This is a genomic window from [Actinomadura] parvosata subsp. kistnae, from assembly GCF_900323885.1.
Taxonomy (GTDB): domain Bacteria; phylum Actinomycetota; class Actinomycetes; order Streptosporangiales; family Streptosporangiaceae; genus Nonomuraea; species Nonomuraea composti.
Genome location: NZ_OOHJ01000015.1, coordinates 164,849 through 178,325 on the forward strand (window position 1 = coordinate 164,849; position 13,477 = coordinate 178,325).

Here is a 13,477-nt window from a genome sequence, read left to right on the forward strand (position 1 = left end):
CACGCGCCTACTGAGTCGAGCACACCGTCATGGGCAGGCACAGCACCGGGCCCCGGCGCACCCCCGTGCACATGCGCAGCCCCGGGCCCCGGCGCACCCCCGTGCACATGCGCAGCCCGGGCTCCGGCGCACCCCCATGCGCAGCAGCGGCATCACGTGCGGGCGCGCGGCCCTGAGCGGGCGAGCCGGGCGCAGGCGCGGTGACCGGCGCGGGCGGGCCGCCGTCCCGGGGCGCGGTGCCGGGCGTGGGCGAGGGGACGTTGGGGATCACGGTCCCACCGTACGTGGGCCGCGTGATGTTATCGTCCGAGGCATCGGGACGAATGCGGACAAGGAGCCACGGCGCCTGCCCCGTTGGCGGGAGCTGCGCAGGATCGTGCCCGCGCGCCCCGCTGGTCCAGGGCGGCGCGGGTGGCGGTGGCGGCCGATGTGGGGGAGCTGCGGCGGCTGGCGCGGCGGCGGACCCCGCGCATGGTGTTCGACTACGTGGACGGCGCGGCCGAGGGTGAGCGGTCGATGGCCCGGGCGGTGCGGGCGTTCGACCGGGTGGAGTTCGCGCCGCACGTGCTGCGGGACGTGGCGGAGGCGCCGACGTCGGTGGAGGTGCTGGGCAGGCGGGTCGCGATGCCGGTGGTGCTGGCGCCGACGGGGTTCACGCGGATGATGCATCGCGGGGGCGAGCGGGCGGTGGCGCGGGCGGCGGAGCGGGCGGGGGTGCCGTACACGTTGTCGACGATGGGCACCACGACGGCGGGTGACGTGGCCGCGGCGGCGCCCGGCGGGTGGAACTGGTTCCAGTTGTACGTGGTGCGCGACCGGGCGCGGAACCTGGAGCGGCTGGCGCTGGCCGAAGCCGCGGGCATGGACGTGCTGGTGGTGACGGTGGACGTGCCGGTGGCGGGGCGCGGCTGCGGGACGTGCGGCACGGCCTGACGATCCCGCCGTCGTTGCGCTGGCGGGGCGCGCTGGAGGCGGTGCGGCATCCGGCGTGGTGGTTCGATTTCCTGACGGGTGAGCCGCTCCGGTTCGCGACGGTGGAGGGCGCGCCGGAGGACATGGCGGGGCTGACGAACCTGATGTTCGACCCGTCGGTGACGGTGGCGGACCTGGAGTGGATCAGGGCGGCGTGGCGGGGGAAGCTGCTGGTGAAGGGCGTGCAGCGGGTGGACGACGCGAAGGAGCTGGCCGCCGTGGGGGTGGACGGGCTGGTGGTGTCGAACCACGGCGGGCGGCAGCTCGACCGCGCCGCCACCCCGCTGGAGCTGCTGCCGGAGGTGGTGGCGGCGGTCGGCGGCCGGACGGAGGTGTTCCTCGACGGGGGTGTGCGCAGCGGGGCCGACGTCGCCGCCGCGGTCGCGCTGGGCGCCCGGGCGTGCTTCGTCGGCCGCGCCTACCTGTACGGGCTGATGGCGGGGGGCGAGCCGGGCGTGACGCGGGTGCTGGAGCTGTTGCGCGCCGAGCTCGTCCGGACGGTGCAGCTGCTGGGGGTGAGCGGTGGTGTCGAGGGGCTCACCCCCGATCTGGTGCGGCTCAGGGGAAGCTGACGATCTTCACGGGGACGGTGGCGGTGCCCTGGGCGGCGGCTCCGGTGTTGTTGATGACGTGGTTGATGGTGCCGTTGCCGCCGAGTGAGACGGTGAGCAGGGAGTGGAAGCGCACGTTCGGGTTGACGGGCGCCTCGAAGCCGCGCTCGGCGACGATGCTCGGGTCGACGTTGAAGTAGCAGTAGGCGCCCAGCCCCCACGCCTCGTGGGCGGTGACGGAGTCGGCGACCTTGTAGGCGGCGTAGCCGCGGGTGGAGCCGTTCATCCAGGCGGCCTGGCCGGGCGGGTCGTAGGGCATCTCGTTCTGGAAGAAGACGGTGCGCCCGCGCTGCCCGTTCCAGATGACCTGGTACTTCTGGTAGTGCTCGACGAACAGCCCGTACGCGGTGACGTCGTCGCCGTTGACGATCAGGCCGGTGTCGGCGGTGTTGACGGTCCAGCCGATGCCGGTGCCGTGGTCACCGCGCCAGGCCCAGATGTGGTCGATGAGGGCGTGGTCGCTGTTGACGACGAGGCTGGTCGTGGCCTTGCCGGCGTGGGCGCCGCCGATGCGGAAGAACACGTCCTGGACGGAGATGGGGTTGGCGGCGTGGGAGGCGGCGGATCCGGGCGGGCCGACCTCCATGAGGACGGGCGAGTTGACGGCGCCGGCGTCGAACAGCAGCCCGGCCACCCGGACGCCGTCCACGTCGGCGACGCGCAGGGGCACGGCGCCGTTGTCGGGGATGATGGTGGCGTAGCCGAGGCCGAGCACGACGGTGTTCGGCCTGGTGACGTTGATGGTCTGGCCGACGTGGTAGATGCCGGGCGTGAAGAGCAGGTTCAGGCCGCCGGCGAGGGCGGCGTTGATGGTGGCGGCGGTGTCGGTGGGCTTGGCGACGTAGAACTGGGTGAGCGGGATGGAGGTGCCGGTGCCGGGCCAGCTCGCGCCGCGCGTGTTCTGCCGCAGGGAGGGGACGAAGACCTGGTAGGCGCCGGCGGCGTCCACGTACAGGTAGGGCTTCTCCCTGGTCACGGGGCTGTTGGCGAGCGTCGTGTACGGCGGCTCGGGGAACGACTGGGCGGGCGCGCCCTCGACGCCGGAGAACACCATGTTCCACACGCCGTTGAGCCAGCCGCCGATGGTGCTGTCGCGGGTGAACCACTGCTGCTGGGAGTAGGGCTGCACGGTGCCGTCGATCCTGCTGTCGGCGATGTAGCCGCCGCTGGCCCAGCCGTACCCGGTGGGGGCGAGGTTGAGGTTGCCCCGGACGTGCATGCGGCGGAACGGCGCGGCCTGCGAGACGGCCCACTGGTTGGTGCCGCCGGGCGGGGTGATGGACAGGTTCTCGGCCGAGCGCCAGAAGTTCTGGGTGGCGTTGCCGCCGAACCAGCCGGCGTCCACCCGGACCTGGCCGTTGATGGTGACGTCGTCGGGGTTGCGGCCGAGTCCCATGATCGAGGTGTAGAAGCCGATATTGGCGTTGACGTTGTAGCTGCCCGGCTTGAACAGCAGGGCGTGGCGCTGGGTGCCGAACTGGTTGGACTCCATCTGGGAGAAGACGGAGTCGAGCGTGGACTGGATGCTCGACGCGGGCATGGACGGGTCGAAGACGTGCACGTTGGGGCCGAGGTCGCCGCCGCCGGGCGGGGTCGTGGTGGTGGTGCGCACGGTCAGCTCCCACAGGGAGTAGCCCCAGCCGGTCGCGCGGGCGGTGCCGTGGACGCGGACGTAGCGGCCGGTGCCGGTGACGTCGAGGGTCTGGGTGCCGCCGGTGCCCGTGGTGGTGGCGTAGACGTCGGTCCAGGTGGAGGCGTCGGCGGAGACCTGGACGCGGAACGCGGTGGCGTAGGCGGTCTCCCATTGGAGCACGACCTGGCAGACGTCCTGGGGCGAGCCCAGGTCCACCTGGAGCCACTGGGGGTCGCTGAAGGCGCTGGACCAGCGGGTGCCGGTGTTGCCGTCCACGGCGGCGGAGGCGGGGGTGCCGGCGTTCTCGGTGGAGGAGGCGGTGGCGGGGCGGCCCTGCGCGGCGTTGGCGGTGCCGCAGGCCAGTGCGGCCTGGGCGGGCGCCGTGACCAGGCACGACAGGAGTAACGCGGCCAGGGCGGCGAGGATGAGGGCGGGGCTTCTGCGGGGGTGCACTGCTGGACTCCTCACGAACAGGGGGGTGGTGAGAGAGCGCTCTATCGAGCAGAGCGTGCCTGCGGCCCGGACTTATGTCAATGCTTGATTTAACTTCTACGCAATAGCGGGCGACGGGTAAGCGGCGTCCCCGAAGAACGGCTCGATCACCAGCGTCGCCGCGCCCAGCGCCACCGCGTCGGGCCCGAGCCGCCCGAGCACCACCGACTCCGGCTGGAACGGCTGCGCCTGCGTGTTGGCGGCGGTGGCGGCCCGGATCTCGCCGAGCAGCCGCCCGCCCAGCATCAGCCCCGCCCAGCCGCCGATCACGATGCGCTCGGGGTTGAACAGGTGCACCAGCGACGACAGGCCCGCGCCCAGCAGATCGACGGTCTCCCCGATCACCGGCGAGCCCGACTCCAGCAGCCGGGCCAGCGCCGCCTCCTCGTCGGCGGAGTCGGCCTCGACGCCGGCGCGTTCGAGGATGGCCTCGGCCCCCAGGTACGCCTCCAGGCAGCCGCGCGCCCCGCACCGGCACGCCCGCCCACCGGCGATCACCTTCAGGTGCCCGACCTCGCCCGCCGCCATGCCCGCCCCCCGGTAGATGCGCCCGCCGGTGACGATCGTGCCGCCCACGCCGGAGCCGACGAGCAGGATGACCGCGTCGCCGGTGCCCCTGCCGGAGCCGAACCACAGCTCGGCCTGCCCCATGGTCTTGGCCCCGTTGTCGAGGACCAGCGGCAGCGAGGTGCCGGCCCGCAGCAGCGCGCCGAGCGGCACCGCCTCCCAGCCGAACGTCTTGGCCCGCACCAGCCCGTCGGCTCCGGGCTCGACGATGCCGGGGACGCCGACGCCCACGCCGAGCACCTGCCCGGCCGGCACCTCGCCCTCGGCGATGACGGCGTCCACGCCGGTCAGGATGTGGCGGGCGACCAGCTCGGGGTCGTGCTTGGCCGAGCGGACCGCGTAGTGGGCCCTCGCCCGCACGTTCATCTCCAGGTCGAACAGCTCGACCTTGACCTGCGTCTCCCCCACGTCCACGCCGACGGCGTAGCCGTAGGCGGGGTTGACCTTGAGCAGGACGCGGGGCCGGCCGCCGTCGGAGTCGACCTGGCCCGCCTCGACGATGACGTTGTCGGCCAGCAGGTCGCCGGTCATCGTGCTGACGGTGGCGGCGCTGAGCCCGGTCTGGGCGGACAGCTCGTTGCGGCTGGCGGGGCCGCCGAAGTAGAGCGCGCGCAGCAGCATCGCCCGGTTCCCCCGGCGGAGGTCTCGTACGGTCTTCCGCCCCGGCGTGCTCATGCTCGTCCCCGTTCCCTCGGCAGTCCGCCGCCATGTTAGTTCACGGCCCGAAGAACCTGCGCGGCCGGTGTTACACAAACGTTTCCTGACTTTCTTCGAGGCTTAGATTATGGTCTGGCCATCCCCCCGATGAGGAGATGGCAATGAGCCGAGGACTTGTGCGAGGCGCCGTCGTGGCGGCCCTCGTGAGCGGGCTGGCCGCGTGTGGCGGCGGCGGCACCGGTGGCCAGAGCGGCGGCAAGGAGCTGACGTTCTGGATGTACCAGGACCGCACCCCGCAGGCGGGCCAGGTCATGGAGAAGGTCCGCGAGGACTTCGAGAAGGCCAACCCCGGTGTCACCGTCAAGCTCGTCAAGATCCCCAAGGACGACTACAACACCAAGCTGGGCAGCGCCGTGGCGAGCAAGAGCGCCCCCGACGCGGGCATCCTCGACCAGCCGCTGGTCTCCAAGTACGCCCTCGACGGCACGATCAAGGAGGTCCCGGCCGGGCTCATCCAGGAGGCCGACTACTACAAGGGCGCGCTCGACACCAACCGCGCCGGCGGCAAGCTCTACGGCCTGCCCCAGGACCAGACCACGGTCGCCCTCTTCTACAACAAGAAGCTGGTGCCGAACCCGCCGAAGACCTGGGACGAGCTGAAGCAGGTCGCCGCCCAGGTGCACGCCGCCGACGCGAACGTGGCCGGCATGAACGTGCCCAAGGGCGACGGCTACGGCGCCTGGATGTTCCCCGGCATCGTGCACGGCGCGGGCGGCGAGATGGTCGACGACGCCGGCAAGAAGGTGCTGTTCGACCAGCCGCCGGCCGTGGAGGCGCTGCAGCTCTGGGTGGACCTGCAGAAGTCGTCGCCCAGAAAGATCACCGACTCGGACAAGCCGTTCGAGAACGGCCTGGCGGCCATGACGATCTCCGGGCCATGGGACGTGCCGACGATCCGCGAGCAGTTCCCCGACCTGGACTTCGGCGTGGCGCCGCTGCCGTACAAGACCGAACCGGCCGGCAACATCGGCGGCGAGGACTCCGTCGTCTTCTCCACCAGCAAGAACCCGGACCTGGCGTGGAAGTGGCTGGCGTTCCTGTCCGATGCGGCCAACAACGGGGCGGTCGCGGACGCGTTCGGCGGGTTCCCCGTCCATCTGAAGGCGCAGGTCGTCGCGGGCGGCCCCGAGCAGGCGGCCTTCCTGGAGCAGCTCAAGGTCGCGCACGCCCGGCCCGCCGTGCCGCAGTGGATCCAGGTCAACGACGAGATCATCGCCCCGGCCATCGAGTCGGCGCTGACCGGCAAGGCCACCGCGCAGCAGGCGCTGAGCGACGCGGCGGCCAAGACCCGCTCCCTGCTCGGCTGGAACGGCTGACGTGGCCGCTCCCGTACTCGAACGGGTGACGACGGGACCCGGGAGGCGCGCCAGGCGCCGCCCGGGGGCCCGGCGCCGCGACCACCTGACCGGCTGGCTGCTGATCGCCCCGGCGCTGGCCTACTTCGTGGTCTTCCTGCTGTACCCGGCCCTGTCGGCGCTCTACTACAGCTTCACCGACTGGAACCTGCGCACCGAGGCGAGCTGGGTGGGCCTGGCCAACTACGCCGACCTGCTGTTCGACGACGTCAAGTACCCGCACTTCTGGAAGTCGGTGAGCGTCACCCTGCAGTACACGCTCGTCGCGGTGCCGCTGACGCTGGTCTCCGCGCTGGCGCAGGCGCTGCTGCTGAACGCGATCAGGCGCGGGGCGAACCTGTTCAGGCTGCTGCTGTTCCTGCCGGTCGTGACGGCGGAGGCGGCGGTGGGCGCGATCTGGCGCTGGCTCTACGACCCGCAGTACGGCCTGATCAACACGCTGCTCGGCCTGGTGGGCATCCCCGGCCAGAACTGGCTGAACACCCCGGAGCTGGTCATCCCGGCGCTGGCGTTCATCGCGGCCTGGCAGTGCGGCATCTCAATGATCATCTATCTGGCGGGGCTGAAGGGCATCCCCGGCTCCATCCAGGAGGCGGCGATCATCGACGGGGCCGGGCCGTGGCAGCGGTTCTGGCGGGTGACGTTCCCGATGCTCCGGCCGACCACGTTCTACCTGCTGGTGACGGGCGTGATCGCGGCGCTGCAGGTGTTCGGCCTGGTGTACGTGATCTTCTCGGGGAACGGGCGCAGCGTCACCGGCGGGCCCGAGCAGTCGGGGCTGACGTACGTGCTGCACCTGTATTTGTTCGCCTTCCGCTACGACGCGATGGGCGCGGCCTGCGCGATGTCGTTCATCCTGCTCGTCTTCATCATGATCGTCACGGCGCTGCAGTTCCGGTTCGTCAAGCAGGAGGCGGCGTGAGGAAGGCTTCGATCTACGTCGCGCTGGTGCTGCTGGCCGCCGTGTCGGTGGTGCCGTTCCTGTGGATGCTGGCCACCTCGCTCAAGCACGGCCCCGACATCTACACCAAGGTGCCCAACCTGCTGCCGCTGGACAAGCGGACCGGCGAGTGGGCGGCGACCCTCGACAACTACGCCTACGTGCTCGACGTCGGCGGGCTCGGCGACGCCTTCGTCAACAGCGTCTGGGTGTGCGCGATCCTCGTGCCGGCCAAGCTGCTCATCGACGCGCTGGCCGCGTACGCGTTCGCGCGCATCCCGTTCCCCGGCCGCGACAAGCTGTTCGTGATCATGCTGGGCGGCATGATGGTGCCCGCGATCACGCTGCTGGTGCCGCGCATCCACGTCACCCAGTCGCTGGGCATGTTCGACTCCGGGTGGGGGCTGATCGTGCCGAACATCGCCTCGGTGCTCGACATCTTCCTGCTGCGGCAGTTCTTCCTGTCGCTGCCCGGCGAGCTGGAGGAGGCCGCGCTCATCGACGGCGCCGGCCGGATGCAGATCTTCTGGCGGATCGTGCTGCCGCTGTCGAAGCCCGTGCTGGCGGTCGTCACCATCACCAGCTTCCTGTTCCACTGGAACGATCTGGTGTGGCCGCTGCTGGTCACCAACGACCCCGAGCTCTACACGCTGCCGCTGGCCCTGCAGCAGCTCGTCGCCAGCCCGGACGGCGGGCGCGCGTACTACATCATGGCGGGCGCCACGCTCGCCGTCCTGCCCGTGATCGGCGTGCTGCTCGTCTTCCAGCGCCGCATCCTCCAGGGCATCGCCTTCACCGGTCTCAAGAGTTAGGAACCCCACTGTGCTGATCGACGGGGTCGCCGTCATCGACGGCGTGCCGCGGGTGCTCGTCACCGCCGACTATCCGTACTACCGCGACGATCCGGCCGTCTGGGGCGACCGGCTGCGGGCGGTGCGGGACGATCTCGGGATCGAGGTGATCACCTGCTACCTGCCCTGGCGGCACCACCAGCCGGAGGCGGGCACGGCCCCGGACTTCACCGGCCTGACCCACCCGGCCAGGAACGTCACCGGCTTCCTCGCGCTCTGCCACGAGCTGGGCCTGCGGGTGGTCGCCAAGCCCGGCCCGTTCATCCACGCCGAGGTCACCTACGGCGGGCTGCCCGACTGGGTGTGCCCCGACGCGGACCCGGCCTTCGAGCCGCTGCTCGACGCCTCCGGCACGCCCGCGCGCTGGGCGGACGCCGCCGCGCCCCAAGGCCGGCCGCTGCCCGCGCCGCTGGCGCCCGCCTTCCTCGCCAGGGCCACCGAGTGGTTGTCGGCCGTGGGCAAGGAGGTGCTGGACGGCGCAGAGGCGGTGATCGCGCTGCAGATCGCGAACGAGGGCGTCTACACCAGCGGCGCGCTGCCGCTGACCGCCTACGACTACAGCGCCTCCGGGCTGGCGTTCTACCGCGACCGGCTGCGGGCCTGGTACGGGACGCCGGAGGCGTACAACGCCGTGCACGGCACCTCCTACGGCGGCTGGGCGGACGCCGAGCCCCCGGACGCCACGTCGGGCCCGCTGGCCCAGGCCGACTGGGGACGGTTCCACGCCGAGTACCTGACCGAGGTGTACCGCGTGTGGGCGCAGGCCGTCGGCTCCGACCTGCCGGTCCTGGTCAACCTCAACCCGCCGACCGTGCCCGCGCTGGACGACTGGCTGGCCAGGGTCAGGCCGGAGCTGTGGGGCGGCATCTCCTACGGGTTCACCAACTGGATGGGCGTCGTGTCGGCCGACCGCGACGCGCACGCCCGCTACGTCATCGCCGCCAAGCGCGCGCCGGGGCCGAACCTGGAGGAGAACTGGGGGTTCTCCGAGCTGTACGACCCCGCCTACATCGACGCGGCGACCAGCTTCCACCAGTCGCTGCTGGCGCTGGCGGCGGGCGCGACCGGCTTCAACGTCTACACGGGCGTGGCCACCTCGGGTTGGGAGCCGGAGCTGGACGCCGTGCCCGGGCCGTACCCGGACTGCCCGCCCGTCGACGCGGGCGGGGCCGCCACCGTCAAGGCGCCGGTGGTGCGGGCGCTGGCGGGCTTCTTCGCGGTGCACGGCGCGGAGTTCCTGGAGTGCGAGCCGGTGCGGCGGGACGCGTTCGGCCTGTACCTGCCCTACGCCGGGATCGCCGCGCTGTCCGGGGAGCCTGAGAGGCCCGGGTGCGGGCGGGCGCTGCGCGCCTTCCACGAGCGCATGCGGGCGCGCGGGCTGGACTACGGGCTGGTCGAGCTGGAGAGCGTGACGGCCGCGGAGCTGGCCGCCTACCGGTCGGTCACGGTGCCCGGCGGGCCGTTCATGCACCGGCGGGTGCAGGAGCTGCTGGCCGCGTACGCGCGCGCGGGCGGGCGGGTGCTGGTGGACGGCCCCGTGCCGGTGCTCGACGAGCACCTGTCGCCCTGTGCGCTGATCACGCCGTCGGCTCCCCTCGCGGAGGTGGCGGAGGGGCTCGTGGTGCACGGCGAGGCCGACGCGTTCCTGCGCAGCCACCCGGACCGGGATGTGCACTATCTGGTCGTGCTCGTCCAGTCGGGCAACGAGGGGCCGATCGTGTTGCGGACCCCGTACGGGATCGTCGAGGTGGTCGCCGCGCAGGGCGGCGGCGCGGTGCTGCGGCTGGCCGACGGCCAGGTGGGCGACCTCGTGATCAGGGGGATGAACGCCTATCTCGGCTGCGCGGTGGAGGCCGGCGTGCGTCTGGACGGGGTGCGCACCGGCGCGTCCGGGCCCGGCGATCTCGTCCGGATCAACGGCCGACTTGTCTAGACGAAATCAGCACATACATCGATAGAAGGGACGGGTATTTCGCCGCCGGTGTCGTCGCTCTGCTCCTCACACGGGGACCCGCCCGCCCGAGAGGAGATCGCGATGGCATCAGGAGAGTTCCAGGTGATGAAGGTGCCGGCCGAGCAGCTGGCCGGCATGCTTCACGGCCAGGTTGTCGATCCCGGTGCGCAGCCCACGCACGTGGTCCATCGGGACGAGGGTTGGACCGTGGATGTGAGCTGGGAGGTCACCGGCGAGCTCGTCGACTGGCTGGCGGGATGCTGGCAGTTGGAGATCATCGCCGACCTGATGGGCGGTGGCGAGACCAGGCACCCCTCGCCACCGGTGGAGCTGACCTTCACCCCCGGCTCCGGCCGATATACCGCCTCGATCCCCATGCGCGGTCAGCTCGCCCCCGGCACCTATGACCTGGTGGTCAACCTCACCACGACGACGGCCGCGGGCACCGCGGGGGCGCTCGGCGGATTCGTCGTGATCAGCAAGGTGACGGTCAAGGAGTGAGGGGCGGTGATCGTACTGCAAGCACCCCGCAAGCGGGCCCTCCTAGGCTCCTGCCGCGGCCACGGGGAGAGACAGGGGCCGCCTGACTGTATCTGACGCCGACGGGGGCGCTCTTAACTCCGTGAGCCCTCCGCCAGGCGACGGGACCAGCAAACGGGAGACTCCATGTCCGACACTCCGATGACCGCGGATGACGTGCTGCGCATCGCGGCCTACAAGGACCGGAGCGCGGCACTCGAAGCCATGGTCATCGCCTACAGCTACCACCGCGTGGCCGCGGACCTCGCGGTGCACCTGGGCCGGGCGGCCAACAACTGGTACTGCTACGCCACCTGGACCTCCAAGGCGGTGGGCGAGAGCCTCGACCTCGGCCCGAACTCTCCGTTCATCGACGACTTCGGCCGCCGACTGCGGGTGCCGCGCCGCTTCAGGCGGCTGTTCAGGGCCGCGCTGCTGACCCTGCTCGGGCCCAGCTACCAGCTCGGCCTGGCGCTGGCCAACCGCGCCATCTTCCTGGAGACGGCCAGCCTCGCGGTCAACCTGTGGAACGACGAGCCCGACCGCTACCTGAAGGTGAGCCCCGAGTCCGAGCTGACGCCGACGCCGCCGGAGTTCCTGACCGACCTGCTGTCGCCGGCCGACCCGCGCTACCTCAAGGACGCCGCGCAGCTCATGGTGGAGGCGGCCAGGACCGAGGACCCGGCGGCGCGGGCGGAGCTGATGCTGGGCGCCAACATCGCGCTGTCGGCCTACGAGCAGGCCCGCGCGCAGGCGGCGCTGGAGCTGGTGCTCTACCGGCCGGTCCGCTGGCTGACCCGGGTGTCGTGGCGCTCGCTGCGCTCCCTCGTCACGCGCCGGCCCTTCCCCAGGTTCAAGCTGTACGCGGCGGCGCACGCGGACCAGCCGTGGCTGACCCGCAAGCTGGAATCCCTGTGGTCGGCGCTCTACACCCGCCACCTGTTCGCCGTCGCCACCCCGCTCAGCGACGTCAAAGTGGGCAAGCCGCTCACCGCCCCGGCGGGCGTGGACCTGGCCAAGGTGTGGGTGCCGATCCAGAACGAGAAGGTGCGCAAGCTCGCCGAGGAGTTCATCACCGAGGATCAGGAGGCGTCGACGGCCGGGGTGACCGACTGGGTGTCCTACCCCGACCGCATGCGCTTCATCGTCAGCTACTTCCGGGTCTACCAGACCGTGGACGCGCTCTACCGGGTGCCGTTCGACCAGGAGATCGCCGACGGGCTCGCCGAGGAGATGGCGCGGGGGCTCGTGCCCGAGGCCGTCAGCGGCATGCCCGCGCTACGCGGCAGGAAGTTCTACACCTTCCCGACGGAGACCGACCCCGACGCGTACGAGATGGCGCACTTCGACTTCGAGCCGTTCCTGGAGGCGATCCCGCTGGAGCGGGAGTAGCCGATCAATCAAGGAAGTCGCGGGTGATCTCGCGGGCCTGAAGGAGCCCGCGCAGCTTCGCGAAACAGCGGGCTCGGGTGGGCCCGATGCTCCCGACCGGTCTGCCCAGCCTGCGTGCCACGTCCACGTAGTGGGGCTCGGAGGTTTCCGTGAGCGCTCTGAACAGCACCCTCTGCGCGGCCGGCAGCTCCTCGACCAGCTCCGCGAGCGTGCCGGCCAGCCAGATCCTGGCCAGCTCCCTGTCCACGTCGTCCGTGCTGCCGAGCGAGTCGAGGTCCGGCGTGCAGATCTCTCTCGTGCGTTTGGTGAGCTTTAGGCATTCGCGGAAGGCGATCGTGGCCAGCCAGCCCGCCATGCGCTGGCCGTCCTCGACGCTGCCGAGGTTCTGCCAGGCGAGCATCCACGTCGTCTGCAGGACGTCTTGGGCGTCCTCGTGGCTGAGCCTGAAGCGCCTGATGCGGGCCTTCAGCATCGGGCTGAACTCCTCGACGAGCCGCTCCCACGCCCAGGCGTCACCCTGCTGGGCGGCGGACACGAGGTCTGCGGTCTCGAGCGGCGTGTCGAGCCGTTCCATGGTCTGCATGTCGATCTCCCCGCCGGTCCGGTTTCTCGGGGGGCCAATTCCGGCCGGCTACCTCACCGTGCGCCGGCTGATCCGAAAAGACTGTTCCGAAGGCAACAGTCCGGGTGTGGCGCTCGTCACATTCCGGGGATCGGGTTTCGTCTGCTGTCCCCTCCGTGAATGCGGCCTAGAGTTCTTGCATGAACGCGCGCAGCGGGGTTCCGTACGACGTCGAGCCGGTCGCGGCCGTCCTGGCGGAGATCCCGTTGTTCCGCGTGCTCGGGGAGAGCGGCATCCGGAGCACGGCGCGCGCGGGGGTGGCGCGCCGCTACCGCTCCGGGCAGATCATCTTCCATCAGGGGGATCCGGGAGAGTCGCTGTACGTGCTGCTCGACGGGCTGGTGAAGGTGGTCTTCACCACCGAGCACGGCGACGAGATCGTCCTGAACATGCTGCGGCGGGGCGACACGTTCGGCGAAATGGCGCTGCTCGACGGCTCGCCGCGCTCGGCCTCGATCGTGACGGTGCGGCCCTCCTGGGTGTTCGCGCTGCCCAGGGCGCGGCTGCTGGAGCTGATGCGGGAGCACCCGGGGCTTGCCGACGAGTTCCTGCGCCTGCTCGGCCGCATGGTGCGCAGGCTCACCGGCCAGGCCGCCGACCTGGCCTTCCTCGACCTGGGCGGGCGGCTGGCCAAGCTGCTGCTGGAGCTGGCGGGCAAGCACGGCCAGTCCGACGACGTGGTGGACCTGCCCGGGCTGACCCAGTCCGACCTCGCCGCGCTGATCGGCGCGTCGCGGCCGGCGGTCAACCGGGCGCTGCAGTCGCTGGTGTCGAGGAATCTCATCTCCGTCCAAGGGCGGACGATCACGCTGCTGGATGTCGCCGCCCTGCGGAAAAGGGGCGGCCTCTGAC

General features: G+C 71.4%; 11 protein-coding genes and 1 pseudogene. 8 read left to right on the top strand and 4 right to left on the bottom strand.

The window, feature by feature from the left end; translation table 11 throughout:
* Positions 1-7: 7 nt before the first annotated feature.
* The gene (locus KIS93_RS15420; RefSeq protein WP_186404348.1) at positions 8-271 is read right to left on the bottom strand and encodes a hypothetical protein; all 264 of its coding nucleotides are present in this window, start codon (positions 269-271) and stop codon (positions 8-10) included.
* Between the two features lie 200 nt (positions 272-471).
* On the opposite strand from KIS93_RS15420, the pseudogene KIS93_RS15425 reads away from it, so the two are divergent.
* Positions 472-1,544, top strand: a pseudogene (locus KIS93_RS15425) (alpha-hydroxy acid oxidase).
* Here the strand turns inward: KIS93_RS15425 and KIS93_RS15430 are convergent.
* Both KIS93_RS15430 and KIS93_RS15435 read right to left on the bottom strand, forming a co-directional pair.
* Positions 1,531-3,669: a discoidin domain-containing protein gene (locus KIS93_RS15430; protein ID WP_222107481.1), complete on the bottom strand. Its 2,139-nt coding sequence runs from the start codon at positions 3,667-3,669 to the stop codon at positions 1,531-1,533. The pseudogene KIS93_RS15425 and the gene KIS93_RS15430 overlap by 14 nt on opposite strands.
* 96 nt (positions 3,670-3,765) lie before the next feature.
* Positions 3,766-4,950 carry an ROK family protein gene (locus KIS93_RS15435; protein WP_080036916.1) on the bottom strand — a complete coding sequence of 395 codons (1,185 nt, stop codon included), beginning with the start codon at positions 4,948-4,950 and terminating at the stop codon, positions 3,766-3,768.
* Positions 4,951-5,093: 143 nt separating this feature from the next.
* Between KIS93_RS15435 and KIS93_RS15440 the strand changes: the two genes are divergently transcribed.
* The 6 genes from KIS93_RS15440 (at position 5,094) to KIS93_RS15465 (ending at position 12,003) form a co-directional block, all read left to right on the top strand.
* A complete protein-coding gene (locus KIS93_RS15440; protein WP_186404247.1) occupies positions 5,094-6,308 on the top strand; it encodes an ABC transporter substrate-binding protein in 1,215 nt (404 codons plus the stop codon).
* A gap of 25 nt (positions 6,309-6,333) precedes the next feature.
* Positions 6,334-7,269: a carbohydrate ABC transporter permease gene (locus tag KIS93_RS15445; protein ID WP_186404248.1), complete on the top strand. Its 936-nt coding sequence runs from the start codon at positions 6,334-6,336 to the stop codon at positions 7,267-7,269.
* A complete protein-coding gene (locus tag KIS93_RS15450) occupies positions 7,266-8,099 on the top strand; it encodes a carbohydrate ABC transporter permease (RefSeq protein WP_080036913.1) in 834 nt (277 codons plus the stop codon). The genes KIS93_RS15445 and KIS93_RS15450 overlap by 4 nt, the downstream gene beginning before the upstream one ends.
* Before the next feature lie 10 nt (positions 8,100-8,109).
* Entirely contained in the window at positions 8,110-10,071 is a 1,962-nt protein-coding gene (locus KIS93_RS15455; protein ID WP_080036912.1) for a beta-galactosidase, read from the top strand.
* A gap of 102 nt (positions 10,072-10,173) precedes the next feature.
* Positions 10,174-10,593, top strand: a complete 420-nt coding sequence (locus KIS93_RS15460) for a hypothetical protein (RefSeq protein WP_155126540.1) — start codon at positions 10,174-10,176, stop codon at positions 10,591-10,593.
* Between the two features lie 165 nt (positions 10,594-10,758).
* Positions 10,759-12,003 carry a hypothetical protein gene (locus KIS93_RS15465; RefSeq protein ID WP_080036910.1) on the top strand — a complete coding sequence of 415 codons (1,245 nt, stop codon included), beginning with the start codon at positions 10,759-10,761 and terminating at the stop codon, positions 12,001-12,003.
* A 4-nt stretch (positions 12,004-12,007) separates the two neighbouring features.
* On the opposite strand, the gene KIS93_RS15470 is transcribed toward KIS93_RS15465, so the two are convergent.
* Positions 12,008-12,586, bottom strand: a complete 579-nt coding sequence (locus tag KIS93_RS15470) for an RNA polymerase sigma factor (RefSeq protein ID WP_080036909.1) — start codon at positions 12,584-12,586, stop codon at positions 12,008-12,010.
* A gap of 179 nt (positions 12,587-12,765) precedes the next feature.
* Here KIS93_RS15470 and KIS93_RS15475 point away from each other — a divergent pair, with 179 nt between their 5' ends.
* Positions 12,766-13,476, top strand: coding sequence for a Crp/Fnr family transcriptional regulator (locus KIS93_RS15475; RefSeq protein ID WP_080036908.1), 711 nt, complete (start codon positions 12,766-12,768; stop codon positions 13,474-13,476).
* Position 13,477 lies beyond the last annotated feature (1 nt).